Here is a 19,611-nt window from a genome sequence, read left to right on the forward strand (position 1 = left end):
GTCCTTGGCCAGCTCGGCGGCCATAGCTTTAAGTTTTTCTTGGTCCAATTGCGTACCCACGATGGTATCCTTTTGAAAAGATTACTCAGTCGTGGGCAGTTACACAATTTGGTTTACAGCCTCTTTCCCGGAGGACTTCGGAGTATTTTTTTAATCTCCCTTTTTGAATTTTGCTTTGCAATTGCCGCTCATGCACATGGTGCAGTAATGCTCACGGTCCTCGTGTTTGGTGCCCTCTGCGATTGCGATGCCGCACCCGTTGCATAGCAGTACGGCAACGCCTCCTTTTACTTCTACAACTGCGTGTTCGTAGTTCATAAAAAACTCCGGTCTGGGCTTTTCTCGTCATTCCAGAACTTTCGGCCAGTTTGCGTTGGCTTGCCGAATGAAACTCTCAGTGTCCTTCAGCCATCGGTCCTGAACAGACTGGTTATAGTTCAAATACAGACGGCCGTCCCGAATGGCCCAGTGTTGTGGGTCTCCCTTCGCAAGATAGCCCTGGGCGACGGCCCAGGCGCAGTAGCCGCCATAGGCGGGTACAAAGCGTTCAGGGCTGGCTTCAAAACGTGCCTGGTTTTCTGCGTTCGCAAATCGCCAGGTCACGCCCTGATAGTCTGCAGTGTAGTCGCGCGAGCCTTTGGTTGGTTTTCCGGTCTCAAAATAACTGACTGTGTCGTAGCCGCCGGCTCCGGTATTGCTTAGCAGACCCGTGTACACGGCAGGCTCGGAAGCCCAGGCGCCGGCAGTGAAGAATAGGGCGAAGGTGATGAATAACAGTGGTCTTTTCATGTTGGGTTCTCCTCCGTTTATAGACACGAACGAGGTGGATTTGTTTCAAGCGCCACCGGTAAATCCGGATGTGGTGACCAAGGCAAGGCATTGAAACCGGTAGGGCTCGCTCCTTGATGCACAGGGTTTCCTTTTTTGAAATCGCATGCTCAAGTTTCAAAAAAGGAAACAGGGAAGTTCTGTGCACATAATTTCGAGGAAGCCTTTTAACGATGCAGCCAGGCAGTTTCCCAATGATCGGGAGGCGCTGGTGAATACCTATACGACATTGCGAAATGGAAGGTTTGAGAGTCCGGAACAGTTACGTCAGGTATTCCCGTCGCTGGACAACTTTAAATACCGGGACATATGGTGGGTGATCGACATTGGCGGAAACAACTTGCGGATGATTGCCTTCATTGAATTTCGTGATAACCGCATGTACGTAAAACACATTTGTAGCCACGCCGAATACGACCGACTGACCGACAAATATCGCCGCAATAAGGAGTGAGGCTTATGGTATCGCCTGCTTTCGTTGAAATCAGAGAAGCGCTGGCTCGAGTGCCTTTTGTAGCTCATATCGAGACCCAGGATGACTATGAGCGAGCCTTGGAGTTGATGGATCAGTTGGTGGACGACTACGAAGCCAACAGGCTGCTCATTGAGATTCTTTCAGGCAGTATTGAGCGCTGGGAGGATCAGGCTTCGGAGTTTTTCGACTTTAATGCTGCCGTTGCCGAAACCGACAGAGGGATTGCGGCACTGAAAACCCTGATGGCTCAACACGGTCTTGGGGTGGCTGATTTGCCGGAGTTAGGTTCGAAGGGTAACGTGAGCAAGATTCTCAACGGTGCCGAGGGGAAGAAGCTGACCCGCAAACATATGGAAGCCCTTGGCAAACGGTTTGGGGTGTCTCCGTTACTGTTTTTCTGAAGTACGAGCCCCGAGAAACACATAAAAAAAGGCAGCGCGAGGCTGCCTTTCTTCATGACGTATTGGCTGTTATTTACAGGCCAATAACGTTCTCTGCCTGCGGGCCTTTCTGGCCCTGGGTCACGGTGAACTCAACTTCCTGGCCTTCGGCCAGAGTTTTGAAACCGCCACCCTGAATATTGCTGTAATGAACAAAGACGTCTGCGCCGCCTTCACGAGTGATAAAACCAAAACCTTTTGCTTCGTTGAAGAACTTAACGTTGCCGGTAACTGTAGACATAAATAATTATCCTGAAATTAATCAAATAAGGTGCCGTCAAAGGATCGTTGTGATCTTTAATCAGCGATATGCGGGAAACAAAAAAACGTGCAGGATCAAAAACAGGACAAAAGGTGTGGCAACACAAGAGGTCTTATTCGTGAAATGCTTTGCTAAATCTTTCCAACGAGAAGAACAGTACGCTAATTAAATGGCCCTGCATAGCAAAGTTTTTAAATATTGAGAAAACCGGGGCCCTCTCAGTCCTGATAGAACCGCCGGATTGCATCCAGCAACCGGTCGACATCCTGGCGGTTTACATCCAGATGCGTCACGAAGCGAATGGGGGCTCCCGCTGTAATCAGGATGCCCTGGTCCGCCAGGTAGTCCCGCAGTTTCGCGGCTCTGCCGGATTTGCACCGGGCGTAGACGATGTTGGTCTGGGTGCTGGCGGGGTTTATCTCCAGCTGCGGGATGTCGGCCAGGCCGGCGCTCAGGTACTCGGCGTTCTCGTGATCTTCAATCAGGCGCTGCGGCCCTTTTTCCAGCGCGATTTGCCCGGCAGCGGCCAGTATGCCGGCCTGGCGCATGCCGCCACCTACCATTTTACGCAGCCGTGTCGCCCGCTCGATAAAGGCTTTGGAACCCAGCAGCAAAGAACCGACCGGCGCGCCTAACCCTTTCGAGAGGCAAACACTGACCGAATCGTAGTGCCTGGTGATGTCGGTTACGTCGCAGTTGGATTTCACTGCGGCATTGAACACCCGGGCGCCGTCCAGGTGCAGTAGCAGGCCGTGTTCGCCGCAAAAAGCCCGGGCCTGGCGCTGGTAGTCCAGTGACAACACTTTGCCCCCGATGGTGTTTTCCAGGGAGAGCAGGCGGGTAGGGGCGAAATGGAAATCGTCGGGCTTGATGGCGGCTTTGGCTTTCTCAAGGTTGATACTGCCGTCCGGCTCGTTCTCGATGGGTTGCGGTTGAACGCTGCCAAGCACAGCGGCGCCACCACCTTCGTAACGATAGTTATGTGCCGACTGGCCACAGAGGTATTCATCGCCCCGGCCACAGTGGCTCATGATCGCCAGCAGGTTGGCCTGGGTGCCAGTGGCGGTAAACAGTGCCGATTCGAAGCCCAGCCGTTCGGCAGCGTAGGCCTGCAGACTGTTAACGGTAGGGTCGTCGCCGTACACGTCGTCTCCCACCTCGGCGCAGGCCATGGCTTCGCGCATTTCAGGGGTGGGGCGGGTCACTGTGTCGCTGCGGAAGTCGATCATGTGTAACTTGTGCTCTCCTGCATCGATGGCTGCTTTGGAATCAATCATCTTTCATCGCCCTGAAGAAAATCTGGTTCCAGCTTATCGGGATATCGGGGCAGATTCACTGACGCCGCCTCCTGATCAGTATCTTATGCAGTTCCTCGACAACCAGAAGGCTCATGGCGAGTGCGAGCAACTGCAGCCATTGCTCCAGTGATATCGGCTGAATCTGCAGGACATCGGAGAGCCCCGGAACATACATGGCACCAATATGCGCCAGTTGCGCAAGGGGAACAGCCAGCATCAGGAAGGGATTGCGGAGCAGGGGGATACGAAACAGCGAGCGGAACTCCGAGCGGCTGTTCAGCGCGTGGATGTTGCCGAAAAGCACCATCAGCATAAGCGTCAGGTTGCGGGCATCCTCAATGCTTTGGCCCTGATCGAGCGTCCACTGGAAATTGAGGAATGCGACAAGGCCCATCCATGAGCCCACCACCAGAACATGTTCAATAATGTGTTTATCGAACACGGGCTCGTGGGGTGAGCGCGGCTTTACGGACAATTCGCCGCCTTCCTTCGGCTCGAAGGCCAGGGCCACGTCCTGGAAACCGTTGGCAACCAGGTTAAGCCACAAGAGCTGTACGGCGATCATGGGCATTGGCAGGCCGGCCAGCACGCAAAGGAAGAAAAGCAGGATCGCCGAGAAACCCGTGGCAACCAGCAGCCCGATAACCTTGCGGATATTGTTGTAAACCACTCGCCCTTGCTCGATGCCGGCGACGATGGAGGAAAAGTTATCGTCGGTGACGATCAGGTCGGCGGTTTCCTTGGCCACATCGGTACCGCGTTTTCCCATGGCGATTCCGGCATGAGCCTGGCGCATGGCCGGCGCATCGTTGACGCCATCCCCGGTGACCGCGACAAAATGCCCGTCACGCATGAAGCTGTCCACGATCTGGGCTTTTTTGGTGGGTTCTATGCGGGCGAATACCCGGGCCTGACGAATGAGCTGGTCGGCGGCCACCTGGCCCCTGGCGCTGGCTTCATCGAGCATGGGGCCCGTAACAACCGTTGCGTCTGCGTCACACAGGCCCAGTTCCACGGCGATCGACTTTGCGGTAGCAGGGTGGTCTCCCGTGACCATGGCCACCTCAATGCCGCCGGTGCGGCACTTTTCGATGGCCTCAAAAGCTTCATGGCGCAGCGGGTCGATCATGGCGACCATACCGAGAAAGATCATATCGGCCATCTCATGATCGCCCGGTGACGTGGTTTTCTTTGCCAGGGCGATAATCCGATAGCCCCGGGACGCGAGCTCGGTGAACTGGCTTTCGAGAGCCGACTTGTCGATTGCTATGGAGCCGTCCTTGCTGGCCATCCGGTTGCACATGGCCAGCATTTTTTCAGGGCTGCCTTTGGCATAGATGACGGTTTGATCGCCAATCCGGTTGACCACCCCGCTGTAGGCCTTTTCCGACTCATAGGGGATCAGGGCGACCTGTTCCTGCCGGGTTCTCAGGTCGGTGATGGACATGCCCAGCTTCTTGGCCATCACCAGAAAGGCGATGTCCACGATATCGCCCTGGGAAACCCACTCGCCGCCGCTGTAGTCCAGGTGGCTTTCATTGGCGAGTACGCCCGCGACACAGAGTTCCCTGAGTGTCTCCTGGCCTGTCGCATCCACCTGGGCGCCGGCGTGGCCTGTAATCTCCCCTCCCGGGGCCACGCCCTCGCCGGTGACCTCGAACTGGCGGCCATCTGGCAGCATCACCCTGCGAATGGTGAGTTCGTTGACGGTCAGAGTGCCGGTCTTGTCAGAGCAGATGAGGGTGCAGGAACCGAGGGCCTCCACGGCGACAAGCTTGCGAATGATCACATTGCGTTTTGCCATGCGGGACATGCCGATGGCGAGGGCAACGGTCAGTGCGGCAGGCAGGCCTTCGGGAATCACCGAAACCGCGAGGCCGATGGTCATGAGAATCATGTCCTCGATGGAATAACCGCCATCCAGCATCATGAGGCCTGCCAGGGCGGCAATAGCCGCCAAAATGCCGAAGGCGACCTGATAGGTGAACTTGCGGATCCGGATCATCAGAGGCGGCTCGGCAGATGTTTTGCCGGTGACTCCCTGGGCGATTTTGCCAAGCTGGGTATCGGAAGCGGTGGCTATTACTCGGCCTCGTGCGCGCCCATGGGTGATGATGCTGCCCGCAAAGCACTGGTCAGCGCGCTCCGTGAGCGGTGTGCTGTCGTCGCTGGCGGTACCGGCATTCTTGGCAACCGCCAGGGATTCCCCCGTCAGCATGGACTCATCCACCGCCAGGCTGCTGGCGCTGAGTAACTGAATATCAGCCGGCACCTTGTCGCCGGAGGACAGCAGAACAATATCGCCGGGAACGATCTCTTCGACGTCTATGGTGACAATCTGGCCGTCTCGAAGAGCATGCGCTGTGCCTTTCATCATTTGCTTCAACGCGGCGGCTGCCTTCTGGGCCGAAAACTCCTGGACCGTGCCGATAACTGCATTGATCAGCAGCACGATCAGGATGAAAACCCCGCTTGGGGTCTGGCCGAGTGCAAATGAAACCGCGGAGGCGATCAGCAGGATGTAGATAAAAGGGCTGAGGAATTGCCGTGCAAAAAGCTCCACGACACCCGGCACCGGAGGGGCGGGCAGCCGGTTGTAACCGAATTGCTCCAGCCGGGCACTGGCTTCCTGGCGGGAAAGCCCGTTGTCAGCGGGATCGGGCGTGATGGGTCGCTCTGGGGCTGCGCTGTTCATGGTTTTATATGGGGCCACGGAGGTTAGGAAATGCCGGGTACGGGAAGTATAGGCGCCCTTGTGCTGGAGGGTAAGGCGAGGCGTTTACGCGAGCGCCGATCTCGCTTTCTGCGCCAGCAGGTAATGGCGCCGTTATTTGTTAGTATGGGAGTATTGTCATCCTGAGAACGACCAAGCCCTCCAGAATGAATGCTCCTTTCAAACTCCGGCCATACCAGCAGGAAGCGGTTGATGCCACGCTGAATCATTTCAGAAAGTCCGATGAGTCCGCTGTTATCGTGCTGCCAACCGGTGCTGGCAAAAGTCTGGTGATTGCCGAGTTGGCGCGCCTTGCCAAGCGGAAAATCCTGGTGCTGACCCACGTAAAGGAGCTGGTGGAGCAGAATCACGCCAAGTACCAGAGTTACGGGTTAACCGGCGGAATTTTCTCCGCCGGGCTGAAGCGGAAGGAAAGCCGCCACCAGGTAACCTTTGCCAATGTGCAGTCGGTGTCGGCGAATCTGGACCAGTTCCGGGATGAATACTCGCTGGTTATCATTGATGAGTGCCATCGGGTGAGCGGTGAGGAAACCAGTCAGTATCAGCGGATCATTGAGCTGCTGCGGCAGCAGAACGACGCCCTCAAGGTGCTCGGGCTAACTGCCACCCCCTACCGTTTGGCCATGGGCTGGATCTATCGCTATCACTACCGGGGCTTTGTCCGGGGTGGGGATGACAAGCCCTTTCAGCACTGCATTTACGAGCTGCCGCTGAGTTACATGATCAACCGGGGGTATCTCACCCGGCCGGAGCTGGTGAACGCGGCGGTGGCGCAATACGATTTCTCGGCGCTGCCTCAGGACCGCTTTGGCGAATACGCCGAGAAGGACGTGAACGAGCTACTGGGCAAACACAAGCGGGTAACTCGAGCCATCACTGAGCAGGTGATGGAGCTGGCTGCCGAACGTCAGGGGGTGATGATCTTTGCGGCGACGGTAGACCATGCGAGGGAGATCACCGGATATCTGCCGGATCACCAGACCGCCCTGATAACCGGCGCGACCGATCTGAAGGATCGGGACTTGTTGATTCAGCGCTTCAAGCAGCGGCAGTTGAAGTATCTGGTGAACGTGTCCGTGCTCACCACGGGCTTTGATGCGCCCCATGTGGACTTCATCGCCATTCTTCGGCCCACCCAGTCGGTGAGCCTGTATCAGCAGATTGTGGGGCGTGGTCTTCGTCTGGACGAGGGCAAGCAGGATTGCCTGGTGATCGATTACGCCGGCAACCATGTGAATCTGCATCATCCGGAAGTGGGGGAGCCAAAACCGAATCCCGACAGCGAGCCGGTGCAGGTGTTCTGCCCGGGCTGCGGGTTTGCCAATATCTTCTGGGGCAAAACCGACAGTGACGGCCGAGTGATGGAGCACTACGGCCGACGGTGTCAGGGGCTGCTGGAGCCTTTGGAAGGGGATGGTCCTCCCGGGCAGAACGGGCGCCCGCAACAGTGCGATTATCGTTTCCGTTTCAAGGAGTGCCCGCACTGCGGAGCCGAGAATGATATCGCAGCCCGCAACTGCCATCAGTGCCAGAAAGCCATTATCGATCCGGATGACCAGCTCCGGGATGCCCTGAAACTCAAGGATGCCATGGTCATCCGCTGCGCCGGGATATCGCTGGTTGCTGATGGCAGCAAACTGAGGATCACTTATCACGGAGAGGATGGTGAAGAACTCAGCGAGTCGTTTGATTTCAGCAAACCGGGCCAGGGCAATGTTTTTAACAAACTGTTCGGGCGTCGTTTTGCCAATAGCCAGGCCCCGAAAGTGTTCAGGTCAGCGGGTGAGGTGGTTGAATTGGAGGCCTTGCTGCCGGCGCCGGATTTCGTGATTGCCCGCAAGCAGAAGCATTATTGGCAGGTGCAGGAGCGGGTTTTTGATTATCGGGGGAATTTTCGTAAGGCGTATTAAGTGTAGGACTTCTTGGAACTCGCCAAGAGGTTGCGCCAGTAACGCCTGTGATCTCGTGAAAACCCATATTGGGTAAAAATCTACCCAATATGGGTAGCGTCCGGAGTGATGAGCCATCACCCGAACGCTGGCTGCTGAGGCTTACTGCCAGCAATCCGCTTCATCCACGCCATGTCCAGTGGAACCATAACGTTCAGGGCGAACAGCACCCAGCCCAGAGGCTGCAAGCTCTCTGCGAACCACACCATCAGGGCGGCGGCCAGCAGGCTCCAGGCAACATCGGCAGCAATCATCACGTTCAGGTACTTCTCCTGCCACCGTTCATTGATGGCCATGGCAGCCATATCCACGCACCACAGCAGCATCACGATGCCGACCACCAGGTAGAAAGTTGCACCGGGGCCACCGGCCCACTGGGCAATCGGCTCAGCGGCCAGAATGAGAGCCAACGCCAGGGGTGCGGAGACGAAGACATCGCTCAGAAGGATTTGCTTCACGCTGAATCGACGGATCAGGTTTTTCATGGGATCACCTCAATCGGGTTTCGCAGTGTGTTGAACTACACTGCAAAGCTTCTACCCGGGCGGTGATAGTCTCAATTACCTGTGAGGTAATGGTTCCGCCTACCCTCAGCTACGATAATGACTGAACACTCGGAATTTACGGGAAACCCAATGAGCGCTTTTGGTACTCTGTTCAGAGAAATGCGGCAGGGCAAGCGTCTGAGTCAGATGGATTTTGCCCTCGCGTGTGAGGTATCGCCCAAACACATCAGCTTTCTGGAAACCGGTCGAAGCAAGCCCAGCAAAGGCATGGTTCTGCATTTAGCGCAGATGCTGCAGGCAGACCTGGCCGGCACCAATCGGCTCTTGTCGGCGGCGGGATACAGCCAGGTCTATTCCGACCAGGATCTGAACGCGCCTGGCATGGCCATGATCAGGGAGGCGCTTGGACACCTGTTGCAGGGACACCTGCCTTACCCGTCGGTGGTGTTCGACCACGAGTATTATCTGGTGATGGCCAACCAGGCCATGCAGGCGATGATGGCGAGGATGATCGAGCTGGGGGCCCATTTTCCGGCCCGGCCGAACTTCTTGCTGTCGCTGTTGGATGAGCGCGGCATGAAACCCTTCGTGGTTGATTGGGAGAACATTGCCTGTCACATGCTGCAGCGGGTCTACCATGAGCATCTTGCCGGTCCCTTCCGGGATCAGCCCAACCGGTTGCTGGAGCAGGCCCTGACGGTGCCCGGCGTTCCCCAGAACTGGAAAAGCCACGTGGTGGAACACCTGGACTACCCGGCGATTCCTTTCACGCTGAATCTGGGGGATCAACAGCTCAGGATCTTCTCCACCATCGCAACTATCGGCACGCCGCTGGATGTGACTGCTCAGAATTTGCGGATTGAGCATTTCTTTCCGATGGATGAGGCCAGCAAGGCGTATTGGAAGGGATGAAGCCAATTTCCGCTCTGAAGTCACAGCCGCTGCCGGTTACAATGGCGTATCTTTAAACGTAGAAGAGAGCCTTATGCCAATCGAAAAGAATCAGGTGGTTTTGTTCCACTACAGCGTGCGCGATGAACAGGACAACGTTGTTGAAAACTCCCATGGTGGCGAGCCGAACGCCTATCTGCATGGCCATGGCGGCATCATCAAGGGCCTGGAAGAAGCCCTGGAAGGTCGCGATGCCGGCGATACATTCAGCGTTACCGTCACTCCCGATAAAGCCTATGGGCCCCGGAAGCCCGATGCTATCCAGCGGGTGCCGATCAAGCATTTGATGGGTGCCAAGCGCTGGAAGGCGGGCATGGTCGCGCAGGTTCAGACGGAGCAGGGGCCGCGCCATGTGGTTGTTGCCAAGGTGGGCCACAAGTTTGCCGATGTCGACACCAATCATCCGATGGCCGGCAGAACACTGACCTTTGATATTGAGGTGATTGACGTGCGCGCCGCCACCTCGGAAGAGCTGGCCCATGGTCACGCCCATGGCCCCGGTGGGCACCATCACTGAGCATTTGAGGGGCCAGGCATGAATTACCTTTCTGCCCCGGCTGGCCGAAACTGGCGGAATGAAAGATACCTGATAGGCTTTATGGGTCGCAGCTGATTCTGCGGCAAGACGCGAGTGGTGCCCAGGGAAAGATAAAAATAAAGCAGCAAGGAGCTATGCCATGTTAAACGTCAGGTTTAATCGTACACCTCTTGCCATTGCAGTGGTCGCAGCAACGACCGGCCTACCTGTCTTCGCAGCTAAAAGCGTCGATACCTACACCCTTCGAGAGGCGGTTACCCTCGATGGTGTTCGCAGTCACCAGGCAGCCTTTCAGCAAGCGGCCGATGAGAATGGAGGAACCAGGGAGGCGTCATCGCCCGGCTATCAGGCCTCGGTGGATTATGTCGTCGATCGGATGACTTCAGCAGGGTATGACGTAACGATTCAGGAGTTCGACTACCCTTTTTTCGAGGAAAATGCGCCCGCCATTCTGGAGCAGACATCCCCCGACGCCATCGCCTATGAGTACTTTGGTACCAATGGCTTTGCCACCATGACTTATTCTGGTAGTGGCGATGTGTCGGCCGTCGCAGAAGGAGTGGATTTGGCCTTGCCGCCTGGAACGGAAGTAAACACCTCGACCAGTGGTTGTGAGGCAACGGATTTCTCCGGTTTTACATCCGGCAACATTGCGGTGGTTCAAAGGGGATCATGTTCATTTGCCCAGAAGGCGCAGAATGCAGCAGACGCCGGGGCCATTGGCGTGATTATCTTCAATGAAGGCCAGCCAGGGCGTACCGAGAATTTTCTGGGTACGCTTGGTGAGCCGGGCTTCTCCGTTCCAGTGGTCGGGGCTGCCTTCGAAGTTGGTGTTGAGCTTTCGGCAGGCGGAGTTGAAGTGAAGCTCGTTGTAGATGCCAGCTCTGAAATTCGTTCGACATCTAACGTAATTGCGAATTCTCCCCAAGGGCGGGATGACCGGGTTGTGGTGGTCGGTGCGCACCTTGACTCGGTCTCTGAAGGTCCGGGTATCCAGGACAATGGCAGCGGTTCAGCCGCCACTCTGGAGGTTGCTATCCAGATGGCTAACCAGCAAATCAGTCCCAGAAACAAGGTTCGCTTTGCGTGGTGGGGGGCGGAAGAGGCCGGCTTGCTGGGAGCACAGCACTACGTTGATCAATTAACTCCTCGTGAAATCAAAGACATCGCGCTGAACCTGAACTTCGACATGATCGGCTCGCCGAATTTTGTCCGCTTTGTCTATGACGGTGATGGCTCTGCTACTCCCCTTGCAGGACCTAACGGTTCAAAAGTGATTGAAAGCGTTTTTCTGGACTATTTTGCGGCGAACTCTCTGCCGGTTGAGCCCACTGCATTCGATGGACGCTCCGATTACGGACCTTTCATTGAAATAGGCATTCCTGCCGGCGGTCTTTTTACTGGGGCAGAGGGGATAAAGACACCGGATGAAGCGGCTCTATACGGCGGTACTGCTGGTGATCAATATGACCCCTGCTACCACCTCGCCTGTGACACCTTCGATAATATCAGCCTGCAGGCGCTTGATGAGATGTCTGATGCCGTTGCGCATTCTGTAATGACCTTTGCTATGACTACCTCCGCGGTCAACGGAACTGATAAAGGAAAAGGGCTTGGTAAGAACAAGGGCGATATGGAATATCGAGGATCTCGCGCGGTGAAATAACTCAGTCGTTGTTGGATGGCGGGCGATCATGGAAGATCGCTCTGCACATTTATCACCGTCTGCCTGGAGCAGGCGAACGAAAACGGCGTTACATTACACTTGTAGTGGATATCCGAAAATCTGTCCCGATTGTTCGGGACTCGTGTGGGCAATCGGGACAGATTTTGCGCTATCGGGTTGAATTCATGAGCTCTCCCACGCATGTCTATGGCACTAAGCATTCACAGTGCCACATTTTCTCCAGATGATTTTCACGACAACGGGAGGAAGCATGGAGACGCGAAGATTCGGAAACACCGACATTCAGGTAACACCCGTCGGGCTCGGCACCTGGGCCATTGGCGGCTGGATGTGGGGCGGAACGGACGAAGCCCAGTCCATCGAGACTATCCACCGAGCTATTGATAAAGGTATCGGTCTGATCGATACGGCACCGGTTTACGGCTTTGGGCGCTCCGAGGAAATAGTGGGCAAGGCCCTCGCCGATGGCCGGCGAGATCAGGTTGCCCTGGCCACCAAAGTCGCTCTGAACTGGAACGATGATCACGACAAGGTCTGGCGGGATTCTACTGCCTCACGCATCGAGCGGGAGGTCGAAGATTCGCTGAAACGCCTTCAGACCGACCGGATCGATATTTATCAGGTCCATTGGCCCGATCCGAAGACGCCAATGGAGGAAACTGCGCGGGCGCTGGAAAAGCTGTACCAAGCGGGGAAAATTCGCGCCATTGGCGTCAGTAACTTTACGCCGTCCCAGATGGATGAGCTGCAGAAAAGCGTGCCCCTGCACGGTTTGCAGCCTCCGTATAATCTGTTTGAGCGGGATATCGAGCAGGAAATCCTTCCCCATTGCCGGGAAAACGATATTGCCACCATCACTTACGGCGGGCTCTGCCGCGGTTTGCTGACCGGCAAAATGCAAGAAGACACCCAGTTCACCGGTGATGATCTTCGCAAGAACGATCCGAAGTTCCAGGGTGATCGCTATCGCCAATACCTGAACGCGGTGGCCGAACTCGATGCCTTTGCCAAAGAGCGCTATCAGAAAAATGTGCTGGCGCTGGCCCTTCGCTGGCTGGTGGACCAGCCAGGCGTCACAACCGCGCTCTGGGGCGCCAGACGGCCTGACCAGCTGGATCCGGTGGGCGAGATCGAAGGCTGGTCTCTCGACAAGGATGCGATGGCCGAAATCGATGGAATTCTGGATCGGTGCATAACTGATCCCGTTGGGCCCGAGTTCATGGCGCCGCCGACTCGGTAATCCTCTGCCTGGCCCGGGTTCTTTGCAGCAGTCGATGTGTTGACTGCTGGGAGCCCGGGAACCTGCATCTGTGGCGTATCTGTCCTGGTCTGGTGTAATGGCCATTTCGTACATTTTCCTGGACATTGAATTGTGCGTGAGTCATTGCCCCGATAAATCGCAATAAGAGGATTGGATATGCCTCAGCTTCGTTTTACCTATCTCGTTTGTTTCGCTGTTCTTGCTGCTTTTCTCGCCGCCTCTGCTGCGCAGGCCCATCACGGTTGGGCGTGGGCGACCGACGAGGAATTTGAAATCACCGGAGTGATCCAGTCTGTGCGCCTGGGTAATCCCCATGGTGAAGTCACGATACGTGCGGATGGCGAGAATTGGGTTGTGGAAGTTGGTCAGCCCTGGCGTAACGACCGTGTTGGGCTCACCAGGGAAATGTTGAGCCAGGGCCGGGAAATCACCGTGCATGGTCATCGCTCCGCCCGAGAAGGCGAGCGGCTGGTCAAGGCTGAGCGGGTTGTGATCGACGGACAGGACTATGATTTGTATCCCGGCCGTAAGTCCTGATCCCGGGGATGATTGAGCAAGCCCTGGTTTCCGTCGAAAATCTGGCCTTTGTCTCAGCCCTGCGCAACTCGACTTACATGTACCCGCTGGTCAATGCCGGGCATATTCTCGGCGTTGCTCTGTTGGTTGGTGGCATTGTGCCGCTCGATCTGCGCTTGCTTGGGCTCTGGCGCAAGTATCCCGTGATGGTGTTTGTCGATGTGCTGCGCATAACGGCGGCGATTGGTTTGGCGCTGGCGGTTGTATGCGGTGCGCTTTTGTTTGCCACCGCGGCCGCAGATTACGCCAGATCTTCGCTGTTCCAGGCGAAAATTGCGCTCGTCGTCCTGGGTGTTTCCAACGCGTCGATTCTGGCGCGAATGTTGAAACGCCAGGATATCCGTAGCCTTCCGATGGAGGCTCCTATGCCTCCAGCCTTTAGGGCAGGGGCGGTGTTGTCTCTGGTAGTCTGGATCAGTGTTCTGATTCTCGGCAGGTTACTGGGGTATTTCTGACCTTGCGTTGACGCCCGTCGCCAGCAACTCCTGCAACATGCTGTAGCTCAGCCCCCAGATACAGGCACCTTGATAGCGGCAACAGGGCATGTTCAGGGTGCCGATGGGCGTAGGCCACGGAAGCTGGCTCTGATTCTCGCCGGCGGCGAGGAAGTCCAGAGGGACCCAGACCACCCGCTCGACTTCATGGTTGAGCAAAACGGCCTTGGGCCCCTGCCATTCAAATACATAAGGGGTGACAACCATCGGACGCCAACGGCTGTGATGGCGGGTTATCAGGTCGGATAGCCGGGCCAGATAGCGACCGTGGCGGGCAAGGTCAATGCCGGTTTCTTCCAGTGTTTCCCGCGCGGCAGCAGCTCGGGCAGACCTATCTTCGGGTTGCAGACGGCCGCCGGGGAAGGCCATGTCGCCGGACCATGGATCACCCTCCCGTCGGGCCCGCTGAATAAAGAGCAACTCCTTTCCGCCACTTTCCGTTGTTCTGATGATTAGCGCGACGGACGCCCTGGTGAATCGGCGCCGAAACGGTATTTTGTGAGGGCGCAAATGGCTTACCCAGGACTTAGGCCGCACGAAAAACTGTCCTCTGCTGATTGATGACTATAGTTAAACACATCCTGTACGCGCAGGTTGTGTGCGTTGCGAACGTGTTGCCATGGGTTCTGGAAATGAAACCGCTTTTATTGATCATTATTTACCTTGGCGCCGTCACCTTGCCATTGGTCTTGTCAGCCTTGGTTGGAGGGCCTCCGCGCGAATGGCACCAGGAACTTGCATCCGGACTTGGCATTCTCGCCTTTTCGATGATCCTCATGGAATTCATTCTGTCCGGCCGTTTTAAGGTCATTTCAAATGGCGTGGGCATGGATGTGACCATGCGGTTTCACCAGATCATGGCCCGCACCGCGCTGGTCTTTGCGCTTGTCCATCCCTTTCTCTATCAGGGGACGCCCTCAGGTGGTCCTCGCCCATGGGATCCTACCCGTCAATTGACGCTTTCAACGGATGTGTCTGCGCTGTTATCCGGCATTGGCGCCTTTCTGCTTCTTCCAACCCTTGTTCTATTGGCCATAGGGCGTACCCAACTCGACTATAAATACGAGACGTGGCGGCTTATGCATGGAGTCGGCGCGCTATTGATTGCACTGCTTCTGTTGCACCACACGGCCTATGGAGGGCGTTACGGATCAGAACCTGTGATGACCTGGTTTTGGCTGGCAATGACGGGAGTGGCGGTCGGATCACTGCTCATGGTTTACCTGTTGGTTCCACTCAGGCAGAGGGCCCACCCCTGGCGCGTTGCCTCCGTGAGCCATCTGACCCCAAGGCAATGGGAACTGATCGTTGAGCCAGAGGGGCATCGGGGCCTGGATTACAAAGCCGGGCAATTTGTGTGGCTGAATGTGGGGCACACTCCCTTCTCGATGAAAGAAAACCCGTTCTCCATTTCCTCAGCGCCTGCGACCGGGCCAAAGCTATCCTTCATGATCAAAGAGCTCGGTGACTTCACGCGAACCATTGGTCAGATTAAAGCTGGCACCGCGGCCTATCTCGACGGGCCCTATGGCAATCTTTCGGTGGATGGGCGCACGGAACCGGGAGTCGCTCTCATTGCAGGTGGTGTCGGCCTCTCTCCGTTGCTGGGCATACTCCGACAAATGCGTCTGACCGACGATCCGCGAAAGGTAAAATTGATCTACGGAAATCGGGTGATCGACCAGATTGCCTATCGTGATGAATTGGATGAAGAAGATGTCGTCTATGTGCTCTCAGAACCACCAGAAACCTGGCGAGGAGAGACGGGCTTTATCGATGGCGGGCTGATAGATCGGGTTTTTTCGGAGGAAGAGTTCCGCGAATGGGTTTTCGTGATGTGTGGTCCGGCGATCATGATGGATGTCGTTGAAGATCAACTGGTCAAGCGGGGCACACCCGGTCATCGCATCCTGTCGGAGCGGTTCCAGTATGACTAATCCAATCAGACGCTTGAGCCAGCGACAGCAGGTTTCTTTGACCATCTGGGTTGTGAACATCACGATAGGCGTGACGCTTCTCGTTTTCGTATTGCGCTAATTCATGTCGATGGAGTCTTGAGGAGGCCAAGTGACTTTTGAACACATCGTTCAGATAAACGACGTGACCAAGCCAGAGATACCGATGCTGACCCGATTCCAGGTGTGGGAAGGCCTGGTGCTCAGAGCCCGGCGCCCGGACAAATTCCTGGTAGGCGTTGATGATTACGAGATTCTCGAACAGGAGCCGGCCTATATGAAGCGTTGCCTGCAGCTCCCGGGGCTACAGGTGATTGACGAAGTCACGTTTTGGCATGAGGCAAGGATCGAATATCGAACCCAGCCAACTCAAAACGTTCCGGCTGCAACGCTTGTCATGGATATTGAGGAGCCGGAACCCGAATCGCTTTTCGTTCGGTTCCGATATCACACGGCGAGCATCGAGAATCGCGGTGATTCGATGCCCTATGATCAGTATCTCCACGAGGCCTATGTGGCCACAGACGTGGAAACCATTCAGATCATCCGGCAGTTGGCAGAGACGGGTGTGTTCTGAGGTCTAGTCCATCCGGTTTTCATCACCCAGATAGGAAGTGAGAAGTCCATGAAATTTCTGATCGTCGGCATGTTCGTTGTTGTCGTTGGATTTTTGATCTGGCGAGCCAAAAAGAACATTGATCCGAAAGAACAGGCCTGTGCCAGGGAAATTGGTAAGTTGCTTAAATCGAATCCGAACGCCGAACCGCAGTTCATTGCCAACGTTTTCGAGAAGCACAACATCCCCCGATCCCGCTGCAAGAGTATCGGTCGAATGGTGATGCCGCAGTTGGCAAAGCAGGGCCTTGAGCCGGATGATGCACGGATTGCCATGGAGAGGGTTAGGGCTGCGTATTCACGGGTTTCCTAGCGGTGGTGCTTGCCGAACAGGGCTCGTAGCTCATCCTTGGCGGCCTCCAGCCGGTCTTTTTGTTCTGCTGGCAGTTGTTTGCCCGCACGATTGATGTAGAACGTCAGCATAGACATCGCGGACCGGTAAGGGTCCGATTTGCGCCGGGCGCTCTCTTCAGCAGACTTTTTAAGTGACAGGGCGATTTCCCTGGGATCTTTTAGGGAGAATACGCCATGCTCAAGCTTCAAGGCATCGCTGGATTCAGTTACTTTCTGCGACCAGTTTTCGGCCTTAGCCATGCTCCACCTCCGCCAGTTGCCCGAGTGCGGTTTTCTAAAAGCCTTCAGCCCTCTGCTCAAGGCTAGTTAGAGGCTTTGTTGCTGCCGGGGCCGAATAGGCTACTGTTTATGGTAGTGGGAGCAATCAACATTGTCAGCGCCTGATTCTGGAGTGTGTTCATGCAGCCAAAGGAAATTGTGGCTCAGTTCATCGAAAACATCCGCGCCCAGCGGCTGGATGAAGCCAAGGACCTGCTTGCCGACGAGGGCTTCGAATACGTGGGTCCGAATATGCGTTTCCTCAGCCGGGACGACATGTTGGCCTATCAGTTCGGTATGTTTGCCATTCAGAAAGACCTTGTTCTACGACAACTGAGTGCCGAGGGTGAGCACGTGTTTGCGATCCTGGATTACCGGACCTACTTCGAGCCAATCGGAGATGTGCGCCTGGCAATCTGGTTTCGTGTGGGAGAGGAAAAAATCCAGGGCGTTGAAACTTTCTACAACGCAGCGGTTATCGAAAACATGCTGGGCGGGAGTCTGCCCGCTTCGGAGTGAGATCAGTTCAACGCCATCAGAGCTCGATAAACCGAGGCACAACCATCAGTCCCACACCTACGGCCAGCATCTCCCAGGCGCTGCTGGCCAGATATGGATAAAGAATCATGGCAATGCCGCAATATCGGGTGACGATGTTTTTCCTGCGCCGTCCGTACATGAAATACCCGAAGCCGATGCAGCCGAACAGCAGTGCCAGGAAGATGTCAGCGGTCTCCATGCAGTGAAGTCCTCCGGTAAGTTTGTTCGCATTGAATGATACCAGCACAAGCGGAATCAGGGTGCGGGCTACACTTGGTCTTTAGGAAACGAACAATTTTTCGCCATTTAGGGTATGATGAAAGGCCGATGTTGGTAATGAAGCCAACGTTAACCTGGATTTTATTATGAGCAAGAAGCCCGAAAAAGTGACGTTAACCTCCGCAACGATCGAAGAGCAGACCGCTGCCTTTTTGAAATCAGGCGGGTCTGTTGAGTACGTGGGGAAGGGTAAAAGTGGACAAGTTGCCTATCAGGGATCGAAGCAGATTAACCTGAAAAAGTAACAGGTAGCTGCGGATCCACGCCCCGACTCCGAGGTCAGCATTGCCCTTCAAGGAATAGGCATCGGTCTTTTCCATGGGTGCCAGAGTGCGAGCCAGAGGTACTTCAGGTACCAGATGCCGAATGTGTAGTTCTCGCGATCCTTTGGCGCCAGCAGTTTGATGAGATCGAAGTGGTTCGTGAAAGCTTTGCATGGAGGCTTCACAAACACCGGTCTTCCCCTGATGTGGGTCATGATGGATTTGGCCACATGAGCGTACGCCCAGGGCGTTGAGGTATTGGTGTCGAGTACGCCTGGTGCCAGCAGGAAGAGATTGGGGGCGTCAGAAGACAGGAAGCGGGAATAGCAGCGACTACCGATCTCGTCGAGGTTTTTCGCCCCGTTTACGGCCTCCAGGCCAAGAAATCCGAGATCAACGCCATACCCGGTACCCCAGAGCAGCAGATCCGTTTCCAGCTTTTCACTGTTTGCCAGCTCAATGGTGTTGCCGCAGAGCGAGCGCACTTCTCCCCGATGGCGCTCAATGCCGGCAAAGTTAATGAGCATCCCTGGCCGGCCAGGGATAAGCTGGTCGCGCCGGATGTCGAAATCGCCCTCTGGCATTATTTCGTTGATACCCGCTTTCGCATACCTCGCCCGAAGATCTTTGTTAGTCAATCGATGTATTAGACCCGCTGGCAGGCAGAGCATCTGGTACCTGGCCAGGGTGCGCATGTCGATTCCAAGGTGTTTGATTCGCCGCGTTGGCCGCATCCACTTGGTGGAGCGATAAATCCACGCAACACTGCCGGCACCGTGAGCAAAGCAGAGATCCAGCAGATCGTAAGCCGACGCGCCACCTCCCACCACGGTCACCCGTTTGCCTCGCAATTCCTCAGGATCGCGCAAGGCGGAAGAGTGATATTCGGTGATTGAAGAATCAACTCGTTCAACGGGTGGGACCTTAGGGCGATTGTGCCCTCCGGTCGCGGCGATGAGCCATTTTGCTTGGTGCGTCTTGGTGTTGGTGGTTATTTGCCAGCCACTCTCGTTCGGCCGTGCGCTTGTGACGGTCGCATTCAAGTGGATATACGGAGAAAGCCCGAAGTGCTCCACCCAGGCTTCAATGTTGCTCAGTATGTTGCGCTGGTCCTCCCCGGCAAGGGGCAGGCTGCCAAGTGTCCAGTCTTCTTTGCGGAACTGAATGTCCTGCCAGTAAGGGAGGTCTCGCCATAAGCCACCAATGCGGTCACCGCGCTCCAGAAGAATCACATTCAGTCCGGCGTCTTTGGCGTATTTCAAGCAGATGATGCCGCCGATGCCCCCGCCGACGATAACCAGATCAAGGCCTTCATTGGTGTTCATGGGGTGCTCCTGCAAATGCGGTG

Annotated in this window: 24 protein-coding genes; 15 read left to right on the forward strand and 9 right to left on the reverse strand. The window is 55.8% G+C overall.

The genetic code is table 11. From position 1 onward, the window contains the following. The coding region (locus KEHDKFFH_RS20320) for a hypothetical protein (protein ID WP_206748229.1) at nucleotides 1-267 on the forward strand (267 nt) is incomplete at its 5' end. 78 nt (nucleotides 268-345) lie between these two features. Here the strand turns inward: KEHDKFFH_RS20320 and KEHDKFFH_RS15360 are convergent. Further along, entirely contained in the window at nucleotides 346-789 is a 444-nt protein-coding gene (locus tag KEHDKFFH_RS15360) for a YHS domain-containing (seleno)protein (protein ID WP_104322722.1), read from the reverse strand. A 181-nt stretch (nucleotides 790-970) separates the two neighbouring features. On the opposite strand from KEHDKFFH_RS15360, the gene KEHDKFFH_RS15365 reads away from it, so the two are divergent. Together KEHDKFFH_RS15365 and KEHDKFFH_RS15370 are read left to right on the forward strand one after the other, a co-directional pair. Beyond that, a complete protein-coding gene (locus KEHDKFFH_RS15365; protein ID WP_104322814.1) occupies nucleotides 971-1,282 on the forward strand; it encodes a type II toxin-antitoxin system HigB family toxin in 312 nt (103 codons plus the stop codon). A gap of 5 nt (nucleotides 1,283-1,287) precedes the next feature. Beyond that, complete coding sequence (locus tag KEHDKFFH_RS15370) at nucleotides 1,288-1,704, forward strand: helix-turn-helix domain-containing protein (protein WP_104322723.1); 417 nt, start codon at nucleotides 1,288-1,290, stop codon at nucleotides 1,702-1,704. A 73-nt stretch (nucleotides 1,705-1,777) separates the two neighbouring features. Here KEHDKFFH_RS15370 and KEHDKFFH_RS15375 read toward each other — a convergent pair whose 3' ends face one another. The 3 genes from KEHDKFFH_RS15375 to KEHDKFFH_RS15385 form a co-directional block, all read right to left on the reverse strand. Next, nucleotides 1,778-1,984, reverse strand: coding sequence for a cold-shock protein (locus KEHDKFFH_RS15375; RefSeq protein ID WP_104322724.1), 207 nt, complete (start codon nucleotides 1,982-1,984; stop codon nucleotides 1,778-1,780). 239 nt (nucleotides 1,985-2,223) lie between these two features. Further along, nucleotides 2,224-3,234 (reverse strand): low-specificity L-threonine aldolase, encoded by a 1,011-nt coding sequence (gene ltaE / locus KEHDKFFH_RS15380; RefSeq protein ID WP_104322815.1) that lies wholly within the window; start codon nucleotides 3,232-3,234, stop codon nucleotides 2,224-2,226. Between the two features lie 103 nt (nucleotides 3,235-3,337). Beyond that, the gene (locus KEHDKFFH_RS15385) at nucleotides 3,338-5,998 is read right to left on the reverse strand and encodes a cation-translocating P-type ATPase (RefSeq protein WP_104322725.1); all 2,661 of its coding nucleotides are present in this window, start codon (nucleotides 5,996-5,998) and stop codon (nucleotides 3,338-3,340) included. A gap of 185 nt (nucleotides 5,999-6,183) precedes the next feature. Here KEHDKFFH_RS15385 and radD point away from each other — a divergent pair, with 185 nt between their 5' ends. Next, the gene (gene radD / locus KEHDKFFH_RS15390; protein WP_104322726.1) at nucleotides 6,184-7,947 is read left to right on the forward strand and encodes a DNA repair helicase RadD; all 1,764 of its coding nucleotides are present in this window, start codon (nucleotides 6,184-6,186) and stop codon (nucleotides 7,945-7,947) included. 116 nt (nucleotides 7,948-8,063) lie between these two features. On the opposite strand, the gene KEHDKFFH_RS15395 is transcribed toward radD, so the two are convergent. Next, nucleotides 8,064-8,471: a hypothetical protein gene (locus tag KEHDKFFH_RS15395; RefSeq protein ID WP_104322727.1), complete on the reverse strand. Its 408-nt coding sequence runs from the start codon at nucleotides 8,469-8,471 to the stop codon at nucleotides 8,064-8,066. A gap of 150 nt (nucleotides 8,472-8,621) precedes the next feature. Between KEHDKFFH_RS15395 and KEHDKFFH_RS15400 the strand changes: the two genes are divergently transcribed. The 6 genes from KEHDKFFH_RS15400 (at nucleotide 8,622) to KEHDKFFH_RS15425 (ending at nucleotide 13,960) form a co-directional block, all read left to right on the forward strand. Further along, nucleotides 8,622-9,404: a helix-turn-helix domain-containing protein gene (locus KEHDKFFH_RS15400; protein WP_104322728.1), complete on the forward strand. Its 783-nt coding sequence runs from the start codon at nucleotides 8,622-8,624 to the stop codon at nucleotides 9,402-9,404. Nucleotides 9,405-9,477: 73 nt separating this feature from the next. After that, on the forward strand, nucleotides 9,478-9,960 hold the full coding sequence (locus KEHDKFFH_RS15405; protein ID WP_104322729.1) for an FKBP-type peptidyl-prolyl cis-trans isomerase: 483 nt from the start codon (nucleotides 9,478-9,480) through the stop codon (nucleotides 9,958-9,960). 160 nt (nucleotides 9,961-10,120) lie between these two features. Next, entirely contained in the window at nucleotides 10,121-11,647 is a 1,527-nt protein-coding gene (locus tag KEHDKFFH_RS15410; protein WP_104322730.1) for a M28 family metallopeptidase, read from the forward strand. A gap of 271 nt (nucleotides 11,648-11,918) precedes the next feature. Further along, complete coding sequence (locus KEHDKFFH_RS15415; RefSeq protein WP_104322731.1) at nucleotides 11,919-12,908, forward strand: aldo/keto reductase; 990 nt, start codon at nucleotides 11,919-11,921, stop codon at nucleotides 12,906-12,908. A gap of 177 nt (nucleotides 12,909-13,085) precedes the next feature. Continuing rightward, complete coding sequence (locus tag KEHDKFFH_RS15420; protein WP_104322732.1) at nucleotides 13,086-13,466, forward strand: DUF6152 family protein; 381 nt, start codon at nucleotides 13,086-13,088, stop codon at nucleotides 13,464-13,466. 8 nt (nucleotides 13,467-13,474) lie between these two features. Then, nucleotides 13,475-13,960: a hypothetical protein gene (locus KEHDKFFH_RS15425; protein ID WP_104322733.1), complete on the forward strand. Its 486-nt coding sequence runs from the start codon at nucleotides 13,475-13,477 to the stop codon at nucleotides 13,958-13,960. Here the strand turns inward: KEHDKFFH_RS15425 and KEHDKFFH_RS15430 are convergent. After that, entirely contained in the window at nucleotides 13,943-14,536 is a 594-nt protein-coding gene (locus KEHDKFFH_RS15430; protein WP_104322734.1) for an NUDIX hydrolase, read from the reverse strand. The genes KEHDKFFH_RS15425 and KEHDKFFH_RS15430 overlap by 18 nt on opposite strands. A 95-nt stretch (nucleotides 14,537-14,631) precedes the next feature. Between KEHDKFFH_RS15430 and KEHDKFFH_RS15435 the strand changes: the two genes are divergently transcribed. The 3 genes from KEHDKFFH_RS15435 to KEHDKFFH_RS15445 all read left to right on the forward strand — a co-directional run bounded on the left by KEHDKFFH_RS15435 (nucleotide 14,632) and on the right by KEHDKFFH_RS15445 (nucleotide 16,882). Continuing rightward, nucleotides 14,632-15,936, forward strand: a complete 1,305-nt coding sequence (locus KEHDKFFH_RS15435; RefSeq protein ID WP_158253204.1) for a ferredoxin reductase family protein — start codon at nucleotides 14,632-14,634, stop codon at nucleotides 15,934-15,936. Between the two features lie 130 nt (nucleotides 15,937-16,066). Beyond that, nucleotides 16,067-16,531 (forward strand): AtaL-like protein, encoded by a 465-nt coding sequence (locus tag KEHDKFFH_RS15440; protein ID WP_104322736.1) that lies wholly within the window; start codon nucleotides 16,067-16,069, stop codon nucleotides 16,529-16,531. Nucleotides 16,532-16,579: 48 nt separating this feature from the next. Then, on the forward strand, nucleotides 16,580-16,882 hold the full coding sequence (locus KEHDKFFH_RS15445) for a hypothetical protein (protein WP_104322737.1): 303 nt from the start codon (nucleotides 16,580-16,582) through the stop codon (nucleotides 16,880-16,882). Here KEHDKFFH_RS15445 and KEHDKFFH_RS15450 read toward each other — a convergent pair. After that, entirely contained in the window at nucleotides 16,879-17,163 is a 285-nt protein-coding gene (locus tag KEHDKFFH_RS15450) for a DUF3175 domain-containing protein (RefSeq protein WP_104322738.1), read from the reverse strand. The two genes, KEHDKFFH_RS15445 and KEHDKFFH_RS15450, sit on opposite strands and share 4 nt — an antisense overlap. Before the next feature lie 159 nt (nucleotides 17,164-17,322). On the opposite strand from KEHDKFFH_RS15450, the gene KEHDKFFH_RS15455 reads away from it, so the two are divergent. Then, nucleotides 17,323-17,700, forward strand: a complete 378-nt coding sequence (locus KEHDKFFH_RS15455) for a nuclear transport factor 2 family protein (protein ID WP_104322739.1) — start codon at nucleotides 17,323-17,325, stop codon at nucleotides 17,698-17,700. Nucleotides 17,701-17,716: 16 nt separating this feature from the next. Here KEHDKFFH_RS15455 and KEHDKFFH_RS15460 read toward each other — a convergent pair whose 3' ends face one another. Further along, nucleotides 17,717-17,920: a hypothetical protein gene (locus KEHDKFFH_RS15460; RefSeq protein ID WP_104322740.1), complete on the reverse strand. Its 204-nt coding sequence runs from the start codon at nucleotides 17,918-17,920 to the stop codon at nucleotides 17,717-17,719. Between the two features lie 166 nt (nucleotides 17,921-18,086). On the opposite strand from KEHDKFFH_RS15460, the gene KEHDKFFH_RS20255 reads away from it, so the two are divergent. Beyond that, nucleotides 18,087-18,245, forward strand: a complete 159-nt coding sequence (locus KEHDKFFH_RS20255; RefSeq protein WP_162841249.1) for a hypothetical protein — start codon at nucleotides 18,087-18,089, stop codon at nucleotides 18,243-18,245. A 47-nt stretch (nucleotides 18,246-18,292) separates the two neighbouring features. Here KEHDKFFH_RS20255 and KEHDKFFH_RS15465 read toward each other — a convergent pair whose 3' ends face one another. Continuing rightward, the gene (locus KEHDKFFH_RS15465; RefSeq protein ID WP_158253205.1) at nucleotides 18,293-19,588 is read right to left on the reverse strand and encodes a flavin-containing monooxygenase; all 1,296 of its coding nucleotides are present in this window, start codon (nucleotides 19,586-19,588) and stop codon (nucleotides 18,293-18,295) included. Nucleotides 19,589-19,611: the final 23 nt, after the last annotated feature.

Source organism: Marinobacter maroccanus, assembly GCF_002933275.1.
GTDB classification, from domain to species: domain Bacteria; phylum Pseudomonadota; class Gammaproteobacteria; order Pseudomonadales; family Oleiphilaceae; genus Marinobacter; species Marinobacter maroccanus.

What these genes read in the sequence shown, in the direction of transcription:
- KEHDKFFH_RS15360 (WP_104322722.1), bottom strand. Translation starts at nt 789, where the DNA reads ATGAAAAGACCACTGTTATTCATCACCTTCGCCCTATTCTTCACTGCC.
- KEHDKFFH_RS15370 (WP_104322723.1), top strand. Translation starts at nt 1,288, where the DNA reads ATGGTATCGCCTGCTTTCGTTGAAATCAGAGAAGCGCTGGCTCGAGTG.
- KEHDKFFH_RS15375 (WP_104322724.1), bottom strand. Translation starts at nt 1,984, where the DNA reads ATGTCTACAGTTACCGGCAACGTTAAGTTCTTCAACGAAGCAAAAGGT.
- ltaE (WP_104322815.1), bottom strand. Translation starts at nt 3,234, where the DNA reads ATGATCGACTTCCGCAGCGACACAGTGACCCGCCCCACCCCTGAAATG.
- KEHDKFFH_RS15385 (WP_104322725.1), bottom strand. Translation starts at nt 5,998, where the DNA reads ATGAACAGCGCAGCCCCAGAGCGACCCATCACGCCCGATCCCGCTGAC.
- radD (WP_104322726.1), top strand. Translation starts at nt 6,184, where the DNA reads ATGAATGCTCCTTTCAAACTCCGGCCATACCAGCAGGAAGCGGTTGAT.
- KEHDKFFH_RS15395 (WP_104322727.1), bottom strand. Translation starts at nt 8,471, where the DNA reads ATGAAAAACCTGATCCGTCGATTCAGCGTGAAGCAAATCCTTCTGAGC.
- KEHDKFFH_RS15400 (WP_104322728.1), top strand. Translation starts at nt 8,622, where the DNA reads ATGAGCGCTTTTGGTACTCTGTTCAGAGAAATGCGGCAGGGCAAGCGT.
- KEHDKFFH_RS15405 (WP_104322729.1), top strand. Translation starts at nt 9,478, where the DNA reads ATGCCAATCGAAAAGAATCAGGTGGTTTTGTTCCACTACAGCGTGCGC.
- KEHDKFFH_RS15410 (WP_104322730.1), top strand. Translation starts at nt 10,121, where the DNA reads ATGTTAAACGTCAGGTTTAATCGTACACCTCTTGCCATTGCAGTGGTC.
- KEHDKFFH_RS15415 (WP_104322731.1), top strand. Translation starts at nt 11,919, where the DNA reads ATGGAGACGCGAAGATTCGGAAACACCGACATTCAGGTAACACCCGTC.
- KEHDKFFH_RS15420 (WP_104322732.1), top strand. Translation starts at nt 13,086, where the DNA reads ATGCCTCAGCTTCGTTTTACCTATCTCGTTTGTTTCGCTGTTCTTGCT.
- KEHDKFFH_RS15425 (WP_104322733.1), top strand. Translation starts at nt 13,475, where the DNA reads ATGATTGAGCAAGCCCTGGTTTCCGTCGAAAATCTGGCCTTTGTCTCA.
- KEHDKFFH_RS15435 (WP_158253204.1), top strand. Translation starts at nt 14,632, where the DNA reads ATGAAACCGCTTTTATTGATCATTATTTACCTTGGCGCCGTCACCTTG.
- KEHDKFFH_RS15445 (WP_104322737.1), top strand. Translation starts at nt 16,580, where the DNA reads ATGAAATTTCTGATCGTCGGCATGTTCGTTGTTGTCGTTGGATTTTTG.
- KEHDKFFH_RS15450 (WP_104322738.1), bottom strand. Translation starts at nt 17,163, where the DNA reads ATGGCTAAGGCCGAAAACTGGTCGCAGAAAGTAACTGAATCCAGCGAT.
- KEHDKFFH_RS15455 (WP_104322739.1), top strand. Translation starts at nt 17,323, where the DNA reads ATGCAGCCAAAGGAAATTGTGGCTCAGTTCATCGAAAACATCCGCGCC.
- KEHDKFFH_RS15460 (WP_104322740.1), bottom strand. Translation starts at nt 17,920, where the DNA reads ATGGAGACCGCTGACATCTTCCTGGCACTGCTGTTCGGCTGCATCGGC.
- KEHDKFFH_RS20255 (WP_162841249.1), top strand. Translation starts at nt 18,087, where the DNA reads ATGAGCAAGAAGCCCGAAAAAGTGACGTTAACCTCCGCAACGATCGAA.
- KEHDKFFH_RS15465 (WP_158253205.1), bottom strand. Translation starts at nt 19,588, where the DNA reads ATGAACACCAATGAAGGCCTTGATCTGGTTATCGTCGGCGGGGGCATC.